18 protein-coding genes and 1 tRNA gene are annotated in these 18,389 nt (G+C 64.3%); 4 read left to right on the top strand and 15 right to left on the bottom strand.

Annotated features, from left to right (window positions below; translation table 11 throughout):
• Positions 1 to 27: 27 nt before the first annotated feature.
• A complete protein-coding gene (locus AOQ71_RS24530) occupies positions 28 to 1,158 on the bottom strand; it encodes a DUF5938 domain-containing protein (RefSeq protein ID WP_057752236.1) in 1,131 nt (376 codons plus the stop codon).
• Between the two features lie 36 nt (positions 1,159 to 1,194).
• Positions 1,195 to 1,998: an SDR family NAD(P)-dependent oxidoreductase gene (locus tag AOQ71_RS24525; RefSeq protein WP_057752233.1), complete on the bottom strand. Its 804-nt coding sequence runs from the start codon at positions 1,996 to 1,998 to the stop codon at positions 1,195 to 1,197.
• A 319-nt stretch (positions 1,999 to 2,317) separates the two neighbouring features.
• Between AOQ71_RS24525 and AOQ71_RS24520 the strand changes: the two genes are divergently transcribed.
• On the top strand, positions 2,318 to 2,953 hold the full coding sequence (locus AOQ71_RS24520) for a TetR/AcrR family transcriptional regulator (RefSeq protein ID WP_057752230.1): 636 nt from the start codon (positions 2,318 to 2,320) through the stop codon (positions 2,951 to 2,953).
• A gap of 60 nt (positions 2,954 to 3,013) precedes the next feature.
• On the opposite strand, the gene ptsN is transcribed toward AOQ71_RS24520, so the two are convergent.
• From ptsN to AOQ71_RS24480, 8 genes are all read right to left on the bottom strand, one after another.
• Positions 3,014 to 3,475: a PTS IIA-like nitrogen regulatory protein PtsN gene (gene ptsN / locus AOQ71_RS24515; RefSeq protein ID WP_027528272.1), complete on the bottom strand. Its 462-nt coding sequence runs from the start codon at positions 3,473 to 3,475 to the stop codon at positions 3,014 to 3,016.
• A 283-nt stretch (positions 3,476 to 3,758) separates the two neighbouring features.
• Entirely contained in the window at positions 3,759 to 4,358 is a 600-nt protein-coding gene (gene hpf, locus AOQ71_RS24510; protein ID WP_057752227.1) for a ribosome hibernation-promoting factor, HPF/YfiA family, read from the bottom strand.
• Between the two features lie 174 nt (positions 4,359 to 4,532).
• Entirely contained in the window at positions 4,533 to 6,176 is a 1,644-nt protein-coding gene (gene rpoN / locus AOQ71_RS24505) for an RNA polymerase factor sigma-54 (RefSeq protein ID WP_057752224.1), read from the bottom strand.
• 91 nt (positions 6,177 to 6,267) lie between these two features.
• Positions 6,268 to 7,266, bottom strand: a complete 999-nt coding sequence (gene lptB / locus AOQ71_RS24500) for an LPS export ABC transporter ATP-binding protein (RefSeq protein ID WP_057752221.1) — start codon at positions 7,264 to 7,266, stop codon at positions 6,268 to 6,270.
• Positions 7,267 to 7,499: 233 nt separating this feature from the next.
• The gene (locus AOQ71_RS24495) at positions 7,500 to 8,231 is read right to left on the bottom strand and encodes an LptA/OstA family protein (protein ID WP_057752218.1); all 732 of its coding nucleotides are present in this window, start codon (positions 8,229 to 8,231) and stop codon (positions 7,500 to 7,502) included.
• Between the two features lie 5 nt (positions 8,232 to 8,236).
• Positions 8,237 to 8,962 (bottom strand): LPS export ABC transporter periplasmic protein LptC, encoded by a 726-nt coding sequence (lptC, locus tag AOQ71_RS24490; RefSeq protein WP_057752215.1) that lies wholly within the window; start codon positions 8,960 to 8,962, stop codon positions 8,237 to 8,239.
• Positions 8,963 to 9,208: 246 nt separating this feature from the next.
• On the bottom strand, positions 9,209 to 9,823 hold the full coding sequence (locus tag AOQ71_RS24485) for a ribonuclease D (protein ID WP_057752212.1): 615 nt from the start codon (positions 9,821 to 9,823) through the stop codon (positions 9,209 to 9,211).
• 103 nt (positions 9,824 to 9,926) lie between these two features.
• Complete coding sequence (locus AOQ71_RS24480) at positions 9,927 to 11,252, bottom strand: UbiA family prenyltransferase (RefSeq protein WP_057752210.1); 1,326 nt, start codon at positions 11,250 to 11,252, stop codon at positions 9,927 to 9,929.
• A gap of 258 nt (positions 11,253 to 11,510) precedes the next feature.
• Between AOQ71_RS24480 and AOQ71_RS24475 the strand changes: the two genes are divergently transcribed.
• Positions 11,511 to 12,782, top strand: coding sequence for an MFS transporter (locus tag AOQ71_RS24475; protein ID WP_057752207.1), 1,272 nt, complete (start codon positions 11,511 to 11,513; stop codon positions 12,780 to 12,782).
• A gap of 57 nt (positions 12,783 to 12,839) precedes the next feature.
• On the opposite strand, the gene AOQ71_RS24470 is transcribed toward AOQ71_RS24475, so the two are convergent.
• A complete protein-coding gene (locus AOQ71_RS24470) occupies positions 12,840 to 13,166 on the bottom strand; it encodes an NIPSNAP family protein (protein ID WP_057752204.1) in 327 nt (108 codons plus the stop codon).
• Positions 13,167 to 13,251: 85 nt separating this feature from the next.
• Between AOQ71_RS24470 and AOQ71_RS24465 the strand changes: the two genes are divergently transcribed.
• Entirely contained in the window at positions 13,252 to 14,241 is a 990-nt protein-coding gene (locus AOQ71_RS24465) for a GlxA family transcriptional regulator (RefSeq protein ID WP_057752201.1), read from the top strand.
• 87 nt (positions 14,242 to 14,328) lie between these two features.
• Here the strand turns inward: AOQ71_RS24465 and AOQ71_RS24460 are convergent, their stop codons facing one another.
• Both AOQ71_RS24460 and AOQ71_RS24455 read right to left on the bottom strand, forming a co-directional pair.
• Positions 14,329 to 14,532, bottom strand: coding sequence for a hypothetical protein (locus AOQ71_RS24460; protein WP_057752198.1), 204 nt, complete (start codon positions 14,530 to 14,532; stop codon positions 14,329 to 14,331).
• Positions 14,533 to 14,963: 431 nt separating this feature from the next.
• A tRNA-Leu gene (locus AOQ71_RS24455) sits at positions 14,964 to 15,050 on the bottom strand.
• A 141-nt stretch (positions 15,051 to 15,191) separates the two neighbouring features.
• Here AOQ71_RS24455 and AOQ71_RS24450 point away from each other — a divergent pair.
• Positions 15,192 to 16,157 carry a complex I NDUFA9 subunit family protein gene (locus tag AOQ71_RS24450; RefSeq protein ID WP_057752195.1) on the top strand — a complete coding sequence of 322 codons (966 nt, stop codon included), beginning with the start codon at positions 15,192 to 15,194 and terminating at the stop codon, positions 16,155 to 16,157.
• A 65-nt stretch (positions 16,158 to 16,222) separates the two neighbouring features.
• Here AOQ71_RS24450 and AOQ71_RS24445 read toward each other — a convergent pair whose 3' ends face one another.
• Positions 16,223 to 16,963 carry an SDR family oxidoreductase gene (locus AOQ71_RS24445; protein ID WP_057752193.1) on the bottom strand — a complete coding sequence of 247 codons (741 nt, stop codon included), beginning with the start codon at positions 16,961 to 16,963 and terminating at the stop codon, positions 16,223 to 16,225.
• A 3-nt stretch (positions 16,964 to 16,966) separates the two neighbouring features.
• Positions 16,967 to 18,292: an FAD-binding oxidoreductase gene (locus tag AOQ71_RS24440; RefSeq protein ID WP_057752373.1), complete on the bottom strand. Its 1,326-nt coding sequence runs from the start codon at positions 18,290 to 18,292 to the stop codon at positions 16,967 to 16,969.
• Positions 18,293 to 18,389: the final 97 nt, after the last annotated feature.

The raw sequence follows: 18,389 nt of genomic DNA, 5'->3' as shown, positions 1-18,389 counted from the left end.
AGAAACATCGCCGTCGCCGCCGCGCTCCTAATCGTGCACCGTCAGAACAGGCTTGCTGACCAGACCAAAACTGCGCAATTGCCCGAGCAGCTCGTGATGGCCGAAGGCCTGGCAGCCGGAGGCGAAGCCCACGCGCTTGGGCGGCTGCTGCAGCAGGTGCGCCGCCGCATAGGCCTGCAGCATGCCGGTCTGCTTGTAGTTGCTGTTGCCGTTGATGACGCAGTGCGCGCGGCCCAGCGGGCCGGAGGCATGCACCGAATCCAGCGACTTGTTGACGCGCGGGTTCTCACGCGGCGGCATTTTGTTCATCACGCCGGCGGCGGTCTGCGCCAACGCGGCGTAGCGGTCGTCGGGGTTCATGTCTTTGGTCGCATCCAGCGCGGCGGCGACGATCTGCGGCACGCCCAGCATCAGTGCGCGGTTGAACACGCCGCCCAGCACCTTCACATTGGCCACGCGCGGATCGCGCTTGAACCACACGGGGTGCGAGGTGCCGCCCCAGGGCAGCGCCAGCGCCAACTCATGCTGGCCGGGGATGGCGAGGTTATAGAGGCCGGCGTCGGGCTGGTGCTCGACATATTTGTTCTGCTCCAGGTAGTACGCCTTGGCCATCGCGGCGTTGACCAGGATGGTCTGGGTCGAGGCGATGGTCGGGCTGCCGCCCCAGAACACGGCAATATCAAGCGTGTCGAGGCCGGGCGTCTCCAGGCACAGCTGGGCTGCGATCTCGCCGGTGGTGTACATCTGTGCGATGCCGGGCGCGAGCAGCAGGCCGGCATTGGCGAACTTGGTGCCCCACTCCTGCTCGAGCGTGATCAGCCAGTCCTGCTCGCCCGTGGTGTCGGTGTAGTGGCATCGGGAAGCCCAACACGCCTGCACCACCTCGTTGCCGAATTTGGCGAAGGGACCCACGGTGTTGAGCACCACGGAGGCGCCGTTGAACAACTCCGTCAGTGCGCTCACGGTGTGCGGCACTTCGACCACCTCATAGTCGGCGGTCTCGATGCCGGCCACGTTCGCCTTCATCGCGGCGTTGAGCTTCTCGGCGCTGCGCCCCGCAGCGACGAAGGGGATGTTGTATTCGCGTAAGTATTCGCAGACCAGCCGGCCGGTGTAGCCGGACGCGCCATAGACGATGACGGGCTTCTTCGCGCTCATAGCGTTCCTCCGAAATGCTTGATGTCAGGTTCTTTGCTACATGCCCATGCCGCCATCGACCGGCAGTCCGATGCCGGTGATGAAACGGGCCTCGTTCGAGCACAGGAACACCGCGGCATTGGCGATGTCGCCGACCTCCGCGAGCTTGCCGAGAGGCGTCTGCTCCACCACCGAGCCGACCGCGGCATTGACGTCGGGCGCAAGGCCGATCTTCACGATGTCGCCCGCCAGCTGCATGCCCATGTCGGTGGGGATCAAGCCGGGATAGATGCAGTTGACGCGCACGCCGAAACCGAGCTTGCCGGCCTCCATCGCGCCAACCCGTGTCATGCGATCGACCGCGGACTTCGTGCCGGAATAGACCGCGATGCTCGGGAAGGCGATCGTCGCCGCGACGGAGGCGATGTTGACGACCGCGCCGCCCTTGCCGGCCGGTCCGCCCGGCCGCATGGCGCGGAAGGCGTGCTTCATGCCGAGCACGGTGCCGACGATGTTGACGTCACACATCCGCCGCGCGTCCTCGGCCCTGACCTCCGAGATCAGGGACGTGATCTCGATGCCGGCATTGTTGATGAGAATGTCGTAGCCGCCGAGGGTGGCGATCGTCGCAGCAGTCGCTTTCTCCCACTGCGCATCGTCGCTGACATCGAGATGCACGAAGCCGGTCTTCACGCCGAGCCTTGCGATCTGGCCGGCGCTGTCCCTGCCGACGTCATCGAGGATGTCGCCGATCATGACCGCCGCACCGGATCGCGCCAGTGCCTGTGCAATGGCGGCTCCTATCCCGCGGGCTCCGCCGGTGACCAGGGCTTTGCGGCCATCAAGGCTCTTCTCACTCATCGCACGTCCTCCCTTTGCTTGAACTGATCTTTGGACTGATCTGCTGGACTGATCTGTTCGCTGCCGATCGGTGCGTGCTGCAATCGGCAGCACGGTGCCGGCGCGGTGGCGCAGCGGCATGCGAGTCCGTTCCGGCGGCGCGGCGCCGGTGGATGCGTTTCCTCCATGTGCTGGCGTCTTGACGACTGTCCAAATTCTTGGCGCGCACCCTCCTCCCGGAACTTGACACTTGTCAAGGTAAAAATTTGACAGTTGTCAAAGAGGATGGTCTGTAGGGATGACGGATCGTGGTGACGAAGGGACCGGAGACAGCGCGACAATGGCGCGGCAAGCGACAGGAGCGGCGAAGCGTGAGGCCGTTGCGGAGGTCGTGCGGGACGACAAGTTCAACGCGCGGCGGATCGAGCTGGCGGAGGCCGCACTCGAAACCCTGGGCGAGCTCGGCTTCGCCCGCACCAGCCTGCGCGAGATCGCGCAGAACTCGGCCTTCACGCACGGCGTGTTCCACTATTATTTCAGCGACAAGCTCGACCTGATCTGCTGCTGCGTGCGCCACTACAAGGCGAAGTGCGTGACGCGCTATGACGAGGTCGTCGCGACGGCGACGAGCCGCGATGAATTGACGGAGGGGTTCCTCGCCAAGCTCGCAGCAACGCTGCAGAACGAAGCCCGGATGCACCGGCTCTGGTACGATTTGCGCTCGCAGGCGATGTTCGAGGCGGCGTTTCGCAAGGACGTGCTCGAGATCGACAAGAGTCTGGAGGCGATGATCTGGCGAATCGCCTCGCGCTATGCCGAGCTCGGCAACAAGCGGCCGGCATCTTCACCAGCCGCGCTCTATGCGCTGTTCGACGGCCTCTTCCAGGGTGCGCTGCTCAAGCACCTCGCGGGTGACAAGGCGGCGATTGCCGAACTGCTCGACGAAGTCCGGCGCCTGCTGCCGACGGTGTGCTGAGGCGTTTGCGCCTGGTGGCGAGAGAGCCGACACACTCTCTCAGTCGGCAATGGTGAAAGATTACGCCGCGCTCGCCGGCGGCAGGGCCAGCACCGAATAGATCGCCTGGGCGTCGCGCGAGGCGCGGAGCTTCTTGGCGATATCCTGGTCGCGGAGCAGGCGGGCAATGCGGGCGAGCGCCTTGAGGTGATCGGCGCCGGCGCCTTCGGGCGCGAGCAGCAGGAAGACGAGATCGACCGGCTGGCCGTCCATCGCCTCGAAATCGATCGGACGATCGAGCCGGGCGAACAGGCCAAAGATCTTCTCGAGCTTGGGCAGCTTGCCGTGCGGAATGGCGACGCCATAGCCGACCGCGGTGGTGCCGAGCTTCTCGCGCTGGAGCAGCACCTCGAACACCGAACGTTCGTTTTGTCCGGTCAGCTCGGCAGCCTTGGCCGCGAGCTCCTGGAGCGCCTGCTTCTTGCTGTTGACCTTCAATGCCGGGAGAATCGCCTCGGGTGCGACCAGATCGGTAATCGGCATGGAAGTGTTCCGAGGTGAATTAAACCGTCAGGTTCCGAATTGGCCGTCTCGCTAGAAGCGAGCCCGACCGGCGTCAAGAAGGTCAAGCAGAAGGGGGACTTAGCCCCGGTCTTGATGTGGGGCGCTTCTACTCCAACGCAATCCCGGTGCCAACTGCTGCGTGCGGCTTTGTCCCGGTCATTGTTAAGACCTGTGGTTGATACGGGGGTGCCCTTTCGGGAGCGGATGCTTGTTTTGACGCGTTTTCTTACCGCGAACCGGCTTCCATTCGCTCGAAAACGCTTTAGCCGCCGGATTTGGCCCCCGGCGGGTCGATCCAGCCGACATTGCCGTCGGCCCGGCGGTAGATGATGTTCACCCGGCCCGAGGAGCCATGCTGGAATACCAGGCAGGGCGCCCCGCTGAGGTCGAGTTCCATGACGGCTTCGCTGACCGACATCTGCTTCAGCGAGGTCGTGGCCTCGGCGATGATCACCGGGCTGTAGCCGGTGACTTCCTCATCATCGTCCCCCTCGCCGGGGGCCTCGAGCACATAGGCGGTGGCGTCGAGCGCGGCCAGCGCCGCGGAGGCGACATGGGCCTTGCGGGCCGAACGGTCCTTGAGGCGGCTCTTGTAGCGCTTGAGGCGCTTCTCGATCATGATCAGGGCCTGGTCGGCACTGGCATAGGCGTCCGGGGCGTTCGAATCCGCTTCCAGCGTAATTCCCGAATCCAGATGCAGCGCGCAGTCGGTGCGGAAGCCGAAGCCATCCTTGCTGAGCGTGATGTGGCCGGAATAATTGCCGTCGAAATATTTACGCAGCACCTCTTCAGTCCGGTCAGTGACGCGGCCGCGAAGGGCCTCACCGACACTGACGCTCTTGCCCGAAATCCGAAGAGTCATGTGATGCCTCGCTTGGTTCAATTGGCCAAGATGCGATGACGCGTCATCGCATCCTAGGTCATTTCCCTGCGCATGGTCTTGTCGGAAAACCGCCGGACACTTTTCCGGATCATGCGCCTGCTTGGATCGGTCGCGGTTGGGGGAGAAGAGTAGCGCGATTTCGCGCCAGCGCAATCAGGCCGGTTCGGTGTTGCGGGAGCGATCGGACATTGCGGTGGAAAGGACGTTACCAAGAGCGCTCTGCTTGTCGCGGCGGCGTTGCACCGAGGACGGAATGCGCATGGCTTCGCGGTACTTCGCGACCGTGCGGCGGGCAATATCAATGCCCGAGGCGCGCAAGCGTTCCACGATGGTATCATCCGACAGGATCGCCGTCGGCGCTTCCGAATCGATCAGCTGCTTGATGTGGTGACGCACCGCTTCGGCCGAATGCGCCTCACCGCCGTCGGCCGAGGCGATCGAGGCCGTGAAGAAATATTTCAACTCGAATGTGCCGCGATTTGTCGCCATGTATTTGTTGGCGGTGACGCGCGACACCGTGGATTCGTGCATCTGGATGGCGTCGGCCACGGCCTTCAGATTCAGCGGCCTTAAATGCGCGACGCCATGGGTGAAGAAGCCGTCCTGCTGGCGCACGATCTCGGTGGCGACTTTCAGGATGGTGCGGGCGCGCTGGTCGAGCGCGCGCACCAGCCAGGTCGCATTCTGCAGCGCGTCCGTGAAATACGACTTGTCGCCGTCCTTGCCGATCTTCTTCGACAGCTCGGAATAATAGGTCTGGTTGACCAGCACGCGCGGCAGAGTGTCGCTGTTGAGCTCGACATGCCAGCCGCCATCAGGACCCGGCCGGACATAGACATCTGGCACCATGGTCTGGAGCCGCGCCGAGCCGAACTTCATGCCGGGCTTGGGATTGAGCCGCCTGATTTCGCCGATCATGTCGGCGATGTCCTCGTCGTCGACGCCGCAGAGCTTGCGTAAGGATGCGATGTCGCGCTTGGCGAGGAGATCGAGATGCTCGACGAGGGCCTGCATCGCCGGATCGTAGCGGTCGAGCTCGCGGAGCTGGATCGCGAGGCACTCGCTCAAGGACCGTGCACAGACGCCGGGTGGATCGAATTTTTGCAGCACGGCAAGAACGTCCTCGACGTCCTCTTGCGTTGCGCCGAGCCGCTCGGCCGCACCGCCAAGATCGGGCGGCAGATAACCGGCTTCGTCGACGAGGTCGATCAGGTATTGGCCGATCATGCGCTGCGCCGCGCCGGTGAAGGCGACCGAGAGCTGCTCGGCGAGATGGTCCGACAGCGTTGTCTCGGCCGCGACAAAAGCTTCGAGATTGTAGTCTTCGTCACCCGAGGCACCGCCGCCCCATTCGGTGTAGGTGGTCGGCGCGGCGTCCTGGGCGTTGCGCGCGGCCGCCTCGGCCGGTTCCTCGGAGAAGACGTTGTCCAGGCCCGTGTCGAGGGTCTGCTCGATCTCGGCGCGGGAGCCGAGATCCTTGCTCATCCATTCTTCCTGGCCCGGCTCGAAGGCCTCGCCGCTGCCGCCAAAGCCATCGTCGGCGCCAGGACCCTCGCCAGGACCGTCCCCGTGGCTGCCCGAATCGTCACTGTCGCTGAACTGGGCGGTCTCGGCCGGCGCTTCGCCGCCACCCTCGTCATTGGCCCGTTCCAGCAGAGGGTTACGCTCGAGTTCCTCCTCCACGAAGGTGGTGAGATCGAGATTGGACAATTGCAGCAGCTTGATCGCCTGCATCAGCTGCGGCGTCATGACCAGCGACTGCGATTGCCGGAACTCTAATCTCTGCGTAAGCGCCATGAAGCAAGAACCGTTCCCAAAAAATTGGTCCGATTTTTGCTTATCCTAGTCCGAGCCCGATGTACACGTCTTGACGAAACGCAAAAACGGGCTAGAGGCGGAATTCCTCGCCAAGGTAAAGGCGGCGGACATCGGGATCCGCGACGATCTCGTCCGGGCTCCCCTCTGTCAAGATCTCACCGGCATAGACGATATAGGCGCGATCGGTGAGGCCGAGCGTCTCGCGCACATTGTGGTCGGTAATCAAGACGCCGATGCCGCGATTGGTGAGGTGGCGGACGAGGTCCTGAATGTCGCCGACCGCAATCGGATCGATGCCCGCGAACGGCTCGTCAAGCAGCATGTAGTTGGGACGCGTCGCCAGGGCACGGGCGATCTCGACGCGGCGGCGCTCACCGCCCGACAGCGCGATCGAGGGCGATTTCCGCAGGCGCGTGATGTTGAATTCGTCGAGCAGCGAGTCGAGCTGCTGCTCGCGCTTCTTGCGCGAAGGCTCGACCACTTCGAGCACGGCGCGGATGTTCTGCTCGACGGTGAGGCCGCGGAAGATCGAGGCTTCCTGCGGCAGATAGCCGATGCCGAGCCGCGCGCGCTGATACATCGGCAGCTGGGTGACATCGTGGCCGTCGAGCTCGATCGCACCGCGATCGGCCTTGATCAGGCCTGTTATCATGTAGAACACGGTGGTCTTGCCGGCGCCGTTCGGACCGAGCAAACCGACCGCTTCGCCGCGGCGCACATAGATGCTGACGCCGCGCACGACCTGGCGGCTGCCGAAACTCTTTTCCACGCTATGCACAGCCAGGAAGCCCGGCCGCCGCAACAGCTGCGGCGCGCCTGCGCCATTCGCCCTGGAACTGGATCTGGCCTGGGGAGGCGGCGCCGCCGGTCGTGGCCGCGGCGGAGCCTCGACGCCATAGGGATCCGCGGCCTGCATCGGCTGGTCACGGGCGATGGGCGGCGCATCCCTGACAGGGCTCGGTACGAGCCCGCCGACACTGTCACCGAGCGCGGTGATGTCCTGACGGGCAAATCCTGGCCGGCCGCGCTTGGCGGGGCGGCGTCGGAACATGCTGAAAAGATCGACCATCCCCGCCTTCTAGCCTTTCACGACAATCTTGCACGACGATCGTGCGTGATCTCGCGATCTGCTGCGCCGGCCCCAGCGATTCGCCAGCGCAGCATGAGTGAAGGGATGTCTCATGCCCAGTGAAACACGCCCGAAAAGCGGCGAACCCCGCTTCGAAAGCCCTGCGCGCTAGATACAATCTTGTCGGGCCGGCTTCAACCTGGCGACCCCGAATTATTATATAACCTATTGATTTACTTTGGCTTACCCGGAATGAGCGACGGTATCGCCGGGCCGGAGCCAGGCGTTGCGGGCGTCCCGCATTTGCCATTGCCGCCGCCCTGGGACTGGATGAACAGGCCCTGCACCTTGCCGCTGTCGGATTCCACCCGGGAGACGCCGGTGGTCATGTCGACCATCAGACGGTCGCCGCGCAGCACGTTCTGGCACTGGGTCAGCACCACCTGGCCCGCAGACCCGCCCAGCATGGTGATGAGGTTGGTCTTGGTGTCGAACACGGCGGTCTCGCCTGTCACCACCTGATCCTTCTGGGTGACGACGACATTGCCGCGCGCTTCCAGCCGCTTGATCGAGGAGGCGCCACCCGGCCCCGGTGTCGACGCCTGCATCGGCGGCGCCGCCTTGGCGCCCTTGGCAGGCGCTGCCTGCGGGGCGGGCTGCTTGTCACTGTTCGATTCGTAGAACACCACCAGCGTCTTCGAGGTCATGGTGGTGTCGCCCTGCACGACCTTCACATTGCTCTTCGCGTCGCCGGAGAAGGTTGCCTCCTTCTTCTTGTCGCGCATCTCGAGCGAGGCAGCCTCGATCTGGATCGGCTGATCGCGGTTCTGCGAAAAGCCCTGCATCGCGTTCGGCACGCCTTGCATCGCGCTCTGCGCGACCGCAGCGCCAGTCGCGATGATCAGCGCAGCCGCTGCGATGATGGCGCGGCGCTTGACGTCATTGCGCGGGAAAACATGAGCCATGAAAATCACTTTGAATTCGAATTCGCAGACTTGTTCTTCTTCGCCGGCGGCGGCACGGGCTGCGCAACCGGCGCGGGAGCTGCATCATCCGTGCTGATCTTGTCCAGATGCATCACCACATTGCCTTCGAAACGGATGACATCGCCGCCCTCGGTGATGCGCAGCTTGTCGGCGGTCAGCGTGCCGTTGGTCAATTTGACGTCGACATGTTCGTCCGAGGAGACCGTGCCCTTGTTCATGTCGACGAAGGCCGAATTCAGCCGCGCCTCGTAGCCGGTCGAGGTGCGCACGAAGACGTCCTTGTGCAAATCGAGCTGCTGCTGCTTGTTGTCGAAGCGGCCGGTGCGGGCATCGAGGAACACGGTCGACTGGTCCTCCATCAATACTTTCGCGCGCAGATCGTTGAGGTCGACATGATCGGGGTCGGTGATGTCCTGCGTCGCCGTCTTGGCCCACAGCTCGTAGGGCCGCTGGTCCGGCGTGAAGCCTGAGAGGTGCGGCGATTCCATCGTGATCTTGGTGCCCGTGACCACGAGGTTTCCGGAATCGAGCTTGATGGGGATCTGGAACGGATTGAGCAAGGTCGAGACCAGGACAATTGCAGCCAGGGACGCAGCCACCGTCACCGGGACTGCGATGCGCAGAATCCGCACCAGACGGCTGTGGCGCGCCGCACTGGCAAACTTCGCCGCAAGCGCAGCATCGTAGGTGGGAAACTGGGCCGAATTCACCGCTGCTCCGGGTGTCGCTCGCCTTGTCCGGTTCAAGGCCGCGCCATTGTACCCGCGACCGCTGGAATATGCAGCCCGCGACAAACCGGTACGAAAGTGTCCGAAACGAGGCGGCAGCCCTGGTCCGCTTGCTGTCATTCCGGGGCGATGCGAAACATCGAACTACGGTGCGCAATTGCGCACCTGAGAATCTCGAGATTCCGGGTTCGGCTCTTCGAGCCGCCCCGGAATGACGTCGAAACGATCTCAGGAATGCGCAAAAATGTCCTCTTCCTCCCAGCCCTGGAGGTCGAGCAAAGCGCGGGTCGGCAGGAAGTCGAAACAGGCTTTTGCCAGCGCCGTGCGGCCCTCCCGGACCAGCATGGCGTCCAGCCGCTCGCGTAAGGCATGCAGATGCAGCACGTCGGAGGCGGCATAGGCCAGCTGCGGCTCGCTCAGGCTGTCGGAACCCCAATCGCTGGACTGCTGCTGCTTGGAGAGGTCAACATTGAGCACCTCGCGGACGAGGTCCTTGAGGCCGTGGCGGTCGGTATAGGTGCGGGTCAGGCGGGAGGCGATCTTGGTGCAGTAGATCGGCCCGGTCATCACACCGAAGGTCTGGTACAGCACCGCGACGTCGAACCGGGCGAAATGAAAGATCTTGGTGATGGCGGGATTGGCCAGCAGCGCCTTCAAATTCGGCGCATCGGTGTGGCCCTTGGGGATCTGCACCACGTCGGCGCTGCCGTCGCCCGGCGAGAGCTGGACCACGCAGAGCCTGTCGCGGTGCGGGTTGAGCCCCATGGTCTCGGTGTCGATCGCCACCGCGCCGGTGTAGCGGGAGAGGTCAGGCAGGTCACCGCGGTGCAGGCGTACGGTCATGACGTTTCAAACCCTCAAATCGAATCGGTCGCTCGGCAGCATAGGCTAATCGGATGGTCCGCGATTTAGCCATTAGGGACAGGGGGCGCAAGCCGCGGCTGGCTCAGATCGCCGCCAGCATGATGCAGACCATCGCCGCCACGGTGGTGCGGCTGGCGCCGTCGCGGAAGGCGTAGATGATGGGGTCATCAGGCATCTCGCGGCGATGCGCGATCATCAGGGCCCGCCCGAACCAGTAGAGCAGCAGCGGCGCGAGCAGCCACAGCATCCAGGGCCGGCTGTAGAGCGGTGTCACCGCCGAGGACGAGACGTAGAGCGCAAACACCGTCACCGCGTTCATCGCGCTCGCCGCCGCCATCGCGGCGATGATGTGGAGGTCGCTGACGCGGTAGTCGCGGTTGGACGGATCGGCGAGGCCCTCGCCCTGGCGCATGCAGAGCTCGCTGAAACGCTTGATCAGCGCCAGCGAGGTGAACACGAACAGCGAGAACACCATCAGCCATTCCGACAGCATGACGCCGGCGGCGACGGCGCCGGCGACGATGCGCAGGCAATAGAGGCCGGCGAGCGTGACGACATCGACCAGCATCTTGCGCTTGAGCACCAGCGAATAGGCGATGGTGGTGACGAGATAGGCGACGAGCACGCCGAGGAAGGTCGGGGAGATGCAGAGGCTGGCAGCGAAGGCGAACAGCCACAGCGCGGGGATCGCCGACAGCGCCGACGAGATCGGCAAGTCCCCCGCGGCCAGCGCGCGGTGGCGCTTGGTCGGATGCTGGCGATCGGCGGCGAGGTCGAGCAGATCGTTCATCAGATAGGCGCCCGAGGCGCAGGCCGAGAACGCCAGGAACGCCAGCAGCGTGGTGCCGAGCGTTGCGACATTGACCTGATGCGCGGTGAGAACGGGCACGAACACCAGCGTGTTCTTGGCGTATTGATAGAGCCGCAGCGCCTTCGCCCAGGTGCGAAGACTGGCGCGATCACGATTGACATGGTCGATGCGTTCGATCGAGGCGCGGTCGAACGGCAGATTGTCGCCGGCCGCAAGGTCGGCCGGGGTCACGACGCCGTCGAAGCCGAGATGCGCCGAGATGCCGGTCGCCTGGTCGGCAAAGCGCTCCGCCACCAGAAAGATCTTCGCGCCCCGCGCCCGCGCTGCCAGCGCCCGGTTCAGCACCCCGGCATCATAGGGCAGGTGGGCATAGTCGATCCTGGCGCGTGCCAGAACCTCCGTGAGCACAGCCATGCCCGGACGTCCGCGGGCGCCGAAACGCGCCAGCATGCGGGCAGGGGCAGAGAACAGCGCCTCCATCAGCAATTCCGAACGCAGCAGGGCGCCTTCGAGATCGATGACGAGAGTACGGGCCGGCGCCGGCCTCGCCTGCGGCGCGGCCTCGCTCGGATCGTACTGCGAGGCGGGTTGCTCCATCCGAAAACGCTCTGACTTGCCGCGACACGGCCGGCCCCAAGGGCTGGCAGGAAGCGGGAAAAGGACGGCCGCGAGCCTAGGCGGCATTGGCTAAGGGCGGCTTAACCCTTCCGGCAAAGGGGACCCCGAGGCCAGCTGTTGCAGGGATCCCACAATCCGGCGCGGGCTGGATATACCAGCCGAAGCCCAGGTCCGAGCCGGTGGTAATCGGCGGCGCCCACCCTATCTGAGCCCGGTTTCTCACACGCATCAGGTGCCATGACAGACCAGACGCTCGCCGCGCCGATCGACGATCAGCAGGAACGCCAGCGCGGCTTTACGCGCTACCAATCGCTTCTCGTGGCGCTGCTCGCCTTCGCGCAGTTCACGATCATTCTCGACTTCATCATCATGTCGCCGCTCGGCGCCATCATGATGCCCTCGCTCAACATCACGGCCGGGCAATTCGGCGTCGCGGTGTCGGCCTACGCGTTCAGCGCCGGCCTTTCAGGCATTTTGGCCGCCGGCTTTGCCGATCGCTTCGACCGCAAGCGGCTGCTGCTGTTCTTCTACACCGGGTTCACGCTCGGAACCCTGTTGTGCGCGCTGGCGCAGAATTATCATGTGCTGCTGCTCGGCCGCATCGTCACCGGCCTGTTCGGCGGCGTGATCGGCTCGATCGTGCTCGCCATCGTCACCGATTTGTTCGCGCTGCATCTGCGCGGCCGCGTGATGGGGTTCGTGCAGACCGCGTTCGCCGCGAGCCAGGTGCTCGGCGTTCCCGCCGGCCTGTTCCTGGCCAATCACTGGAGCTGGCATGTCTGCTTCTTTGCGATCGTCGGCCTGTCGATCCTGTCGATCGCCGTCATCGCCTTCGCCATGGAGCCGGTCGCTGCGCATCTGAAGCTGAAGCAGGACCGGAACCCGTTCCACCATCTGGTCGCGACGGTCGGCGAGCCGCGCTACACGCTGGCCTTCGCGGTCACGACCTTGCTGGCGACGGGCGGCTACATGCTGATGCCGTATTCCAGCGCCTTCACCGTGAACAATATCGGCATCGACATCGTGCATCTGCCGACGATCTATCTGGTCTCCGGCCTGTTCAGCATCGTCACCGGACCGCTGGTCGGCCGCGCGGCCGACAGCTTCGGCAAATATCCGACCTTCGTGTTCGGCTGCGCGATGACCATCGCCATGGTGCTGATCTACACCCATCTCGGCCACGTCTCGCTGGTCACCGCGATCGCCGTCAACGTGCTGCTGTTCGTCGGCATCTTCTCGCGCATGATCCCGTCGCAGGCGCTGATCTCGGCGATCCCCGATCAAAGCCAGCGCGGCGCGTTCAGCGCGATCAGCGCCTCGCTGCAGCAGCTTTCCGGCGGCCTCGGCTCGGTGCTCGCGGCCGCGATCATCTCGCAGCAAGCCGACGGCTCGCTGCTGCATTTCGAGCGGATCGGCTACGTCGTCGTCACCACGACGATCATCACGCTGGTGGCGATGTATTTCGTGCAGAAGGGGGTGGCGGAGAAGGCGGGGAAGCGGATGGTGTGAGGGCTCCTGGCAGCGATGGAGACGCTACGAGCGGCGCCTCCATCTCTTGAGCCTTTCTTATTGCAGGGCTGAGAAGCTTGTCGGGCTCATGAAGAAGTTCGTGATATTCGCGAGAATTGGCCCGTCGACCTCGGAGGCAGCGGCGACCTCCTGCCATTCGCGGTCCGCTACGAAGGCACCCCAAAGACGCTCCCGCTCCGCGAGCGAGTCCCAGACCAGGATGTAGACCAGCTCAAGGTGTGACGGTCCGACCGTGGTCCGCCAAAAGCCAAGCTGGCGAATGCCGAGCCGCTCCCAAATCTTCAGTGTGCGCGTTTCAAAACGCGTCAGCAGCGCCGGCATCCGGCCCGGCAGGGCGTGGTAGGTGCGCAATTCGTAGATCATCTCTCATCCTCGCTTGGGTTCGGCCTCGTCCGCCTTACGCCGGTTGCGACTGGCATATTTGCCAAACTTGTCGTATTTCCTGCCAATGCTCACACCGGCCCCGACACGCCCTCGGCATATTGTCTTTCTGGTCTTTGAGCGCTTCCAGGTGCTCGATCTCGCCGGCCCGATGCAGGTGTTCCTGTCGGCGAGCGAGCATGCGCGGGATGCCGCAACAGGGCGGCCGATCGATTACCGGGTCTCCGTCGTGTCATCAGGTCCCAACAGGGTACGGGGCTCCCTGTCGCTGGCGATCGATGCGGAGCCGTTGCCGTCCGCGCTGGTGCCGGGAACGACGGTGATGGTGGTCGGAGGAAGGGGTGTCGAAGCGGCGTCGCAGGATCTAGTTCTGATCGACTGGCTGCGGCGCCACGCAGACGAGGCGGAACGGATCTGCTCCGTTTGCAACGGTGCAATCGTGCTCGCCCGGGCCGGGTTGCTTGCGGGCAAGCGAGCGACAACGCATTGGGTCGATTGTGACAAGCTCCAACGGAACTTCCGCGATGTCACGGTCGACCGCGATGCCATCTATGTGCGCGACGGCAAAATCTGGAGTTCCGCAGGCGTCAGCGCCGGCATTGACCTCGCCCTCGCGCTCCTCGCCGATGACCACGGCGAAGCAGCGGCCACAGTCACGGCCAAGTGGATGGTGCTTTACGTCAAGCGACCAGGCAGCCAGTCGCAATTCAGCGAATTCATCGAAACCATCGACCATGAGAAGGCGGGCGCTTTTGCGGAGCTTCACCACTGGATCTTGCGCAATATCCGCCGCGACCTCAGCGTTCCCAGGCTTGCGGCTCAGGCGGGCATGAGCGAGCGAACATTCGCGCGCAAATATCGTAGGTTGATCGGTGTGCCGCCCGCCGAGACGGTCAAACGGCTTCGTGCCGATACGGCGCGTCACCATCTTCGGACCTCGACTTTGCCGCTCAAGACGGTTGCGGACAGGTGCGGCTTCGGGTCAGTCGAGCAGATGAATCGGGTCCATCTGAAATTCTACGGTCTGACCTCGCGTACATTGCGTGACATCGGATAGCCGACCCTTAAAGCGCGATGAGATTGGGTCGAATCGTCATCGCGCTTAGAACGACGGCCATGCGCGTAGATCGCTGGCGCTCGCATTTCAGGTCCGGTGACAGCCGGGGCTATCTGACGTCAGCGTTCCGTCCGGCCGCATCAGGGCCGTGTCCGGATTGCACAGGAGCGAAGGTTGCATGGCCTTGTCCATGATCTGCCGCCCGGCTTGCTGAAAAATTTCCGTTAGCACGCCTCCCGACACGACGGTCAGATCGGCGTCGGTCAGCTCCTGACAGGATCGTTGGGTCATTTTCCTTCTCCCTCGACTTCACTGGGGCTTGCCGTGCCACTGCACACCGCCGTCCGAGGAAACCGGCCAAACCCCGTTCACACCGCCAAGGCTGCCCGGCCACGTAACAGCCATACCGCCGTTGCTTTTCGTTCCCCAGGCGATAGATCCGGTATGTCCCGATGTGCCGAAATTACCTGATCCTCCCGCAACGTCATCGAGACGGTCGAGGGACAGTTCATCGATGTTTGACATTGCGCACATGGTCTTCTCTCCATCCGAAAGTCATCCCGCCCATCGGGTTGATGCCGCACCTTGCCTCAGAGCCGGTCGTTCCGACCGTGAGTAGGATCACGCAGCAGATGGAGCAGGAGCTTGTTGCTGGAGCAGTGCGACAAGAAAGCCCTCAGTTCTCAAGGGCTTCGAGCGCGGTCATTGTCTCGATAAGACGATGGTGCCCAGGAAAGGACTCGAACCTTCACGGCCGTTAAGCCACTGGCACCTGAAGCCAGCGCGTCTACCAATTCCACCACCTGGGCATGCCGTTTCGGGGCACGGAGGCGGTTACTACGGTTCGGTGACGCCGTTGTCAATTCATGGTTCTGGATGCCGATTGCGCATCGCACACCGCCCCGGTAGAAGCCTGATATCGCGCACTCTTCCTGCAGGAATGGACCTCCATGGCATCGAATCTGGAAACTCTCGTCACGGTTTTCGGCGGATCGGGGTTTTTGGGCCGGAATGTGGTTCGGGCGCTGTGCCGGCGGGATTACCGGATCCGGGTCGCGGTGCGGCGGCCGGAACTGGCCGGATACCTGCAGCCCTCGGGCAAGGTCGGCCAGGTCCACACCATCCAGGCGAACCTGCGCTACCCTGGATCGGTCGAGGCGGCGGTGCGTGATTCGCATGTCGTGATCAACCTGGTCGGCATCCTCACCGAGGGCGGCGCCCAGACCTTCGACGCCGTCCAGGCCAAGGGCGCCGAGACCGTCGCCAAGGCGGCGGCCGCGGCGGGTGCCGACCTGATCCATGTCTCCGCGATCGGCGCCGATGCTGATTCGCCCTCGGGCTATGCCAAGGCCAAGGCCGCCGGCGAGGCCGCGGTGAGCGCGGCGGTGCCGTCGGCCACGATCTTCCGCCCCTCAGTGATGTTCGGCCCCGAGGACCAGTTCACCAACCGCTTCGCGGCCCTGGCGCGGCTGTCGCCGGTGCTGCCGCTGATCGGCGGGAGCACGCGGATGCAGCCGGTCTATGTCGGCGATGTCGCCACCGCGATCGCGGATGCCGTCGACGGCAAGGCCAAGGCGGGCGCGACATACGAGCTGGGCGGGCCTGAGGTGCTGACCATGCGCGAGATCATCGAGACCATCCTCGCGATCACCGACCGCGAACGCACCCTGGTGCCGCTGTCGTTCGGCCTCGCCCGCCTCAAGGCCGCCCTCCTGCAATTCGCCCCGGGTACCTTCAAGCTGACGCCGGACCAGGTCACGCTGCTCGAGCGCGACAATGTCGTGTCGGACGCGGCGAAGGCCGCCGGCCTGACGCTGGAAGGGCTCGGCATCACCCCCGATTCGCTGGAAGCGATCGCCCCGCAATATCTCTGGCGCTTCCGCCCGCAGGGCCAGTTCCAGCGCATGGGTGTGTGAGGTGCTCACCTCGCCCGCTTGCTTGCGGGAGAGGGAGCGCACCGATGGTGCGGCGAAAGACGGCTCTAAAACTTCAGCTTCTTGAACACCACTTCCGGCAGCGCCTTGATGATCAGCATCACGACGCGCCAGATGCCGCTGACATAGACGACGTCGGTCTTCTTCTCGACGGCGCGGAGGATTGCATCGCCGACGACAGGCGCTTCGACCGTGAGCGGACCGATCAGCTTCATGCCCTCGGTCATTTTGGTGCGGACGAAGCCCGGCTTGACGGTGACGACATGCACGCCGCCGCGGCTGGCGCGGGCGCGCAGGCCTGAGAGGAAGGCGGAGAAGCCTGCTTTCGCCGAGCCGTAGACATAGTTCGAGGCGCGGCCGCGATCACCGGCCACGGACGACACGCCGACAATGGTGCCGTTGCCGCGGCCTAAAAACTTCTCCGCGAACAGGCCGAGGATCAGCGACGGTCCCTCATAATTGGAGCGCATGATGGTGGCGGCGTGGGCGAGGTCGCTCTCGGCCTTTTGCTGCACACCCAGCAATCCGACGATCGAGATCACGACGTCGGGCAAGACGGGAAGGCCGGCGACAAAGCCGTCAAAAGATGCGGTGTCGAGCACATCGAAGGTTCGCGTGCTCGCTTCGATATCGTAGCGCGCGCGCAGATCGGCGGCGTCAGGCTCGAGCGCTGCGGCATCGCGACCTGCGAGCGCGACATCGTAGCCGGCCTTGGCGAAGGCGCGCGCGGCGGCGCGGCCGATATCGGAGGAGCCACCGAGCACCAGAACTGACTTGCGTGACGTCACCGCTTAAACCTCATCGAACAGGCGTTGTGACAATTTTGAGCGGATCGCCCCGTCGGGATCGAGCGACTTGCGGATCGCCTTGAAGCGCTGCAACGCCGGATAGCCGGCCTCGAACGTCGCGCGCGACTGGCGTGAGTCTTTTGCGAGGTAGAGCCGGCCGCCGGCGGCGACGACCAGGCGGTCGATCTCGTCGAGGAAAGTCAGGATGTCGCCGTTCACCGGGAAATCCAGCGCCAGCGTGTAGCCGGGCAGCGGAAACGACAGCAGCCCGTCGCCATGACCGAGCTTCTTGAGCACCGCGAGGAACGACGCATCGCCGCGCCTCGCGACGCGATCGAGGATGTCGCCGAGTACCTCGCGCGCGGCAGCCTCCGGGATCACGCATTGATGCTGCAGGAAGCCGCGCCGTCCATAAATGCGATTCCAGCCGCCGAGACTGTCGAGCGGGAAGAAATACGGATAGAGCGAGACCACATGATCGCCACCGGCGCGGCGCGCGCCCACGCGGTAATAGAGCTCGTTGAAGGCACGGACGCTGGTGGGATTGAGCGTGACCGACGGCAGGTCGAGCGGCACCGCGAGCGCCGGTGGTTTGCCGACGGGAAACACCACTGCGCCTTCGGCCAGCTCGTCCCGGCCGGCATGCTCCCCCAGATAGATCAAGGAGCGGCCAAGGTTACGCCCGCGCGCCACGCAATCGATCCACGCCACCGAATAAGTCGCGGAATCGCCGGCCTCCAGCGCGCGCATGGCCGCATCGAGATCGGACGCGGAGATCACCCGCTCCCGAATCCAGCCTGTCTCGACCGGGCGAAGCCGCATCGTCGCTTCGAGGATCACGCCGGTGAGGCCCATGCCGCCGACGGTTGCGAAGAAGGCATCGGAATTCTGCTCGCGCGAGGCTTCGATGGTCTCGCCGGAACCGGTGCGCAGCAGGATGCTATCGACGTAGCGGCCGAAACCGCCCTCGCAATGATGGTTCTTGCCATGCACGTCGGCGGCGATCGCGCCGCCGACCGAGACGAAGCGCGTGCCCGGCACCACTGATGGCAGGAAGCCGCGTGGGCCAAAGGTGTCGATCAGGTCGGACAGCAGCACGCCGGCTTCAACGCGAATGCGGCCGGTCACGGGATCGAACGACCTCACCCGGTCGAACGCCGTCATGGTGATGGTTCTGGCGGTGCCGATCGCGGCATCGCCATAGGCGCGGCCATTGCCCCTCGCTACCGAGCCGGCAACGACAGCCTCCCCCACAGCCTCGAACGACCGCGGCCTCAGCATTTCGCTATCGACGACCGGGAAGCGCCCCCAGCCGCTGACTGTCGTCATCGCACAGCTCCGCCTGCGGGCCATCCCGCCCCAGGAACTGCCTAGCGGTCAAAAGCTGATATTGGGTTGAGGCTTGTCGGCGAGTTTTCAAAGGTTA

Origin of the sequence: Bradyrhizobium manausense (assembly GCF_001440035.1) — a bacterium.
Taxonomy (GTDB): Bacteria; Pseudomonadota; Alphaproteobacteria; order Rhizobiales; family Xanthobacteraceae; genus Bradyrhizobium; species Bradyrhizobium manausense.
Note: the sequence above shows the minus strand (reverse complement) of the source record. Positions and strands in the feature narration are given on the sequence as shown.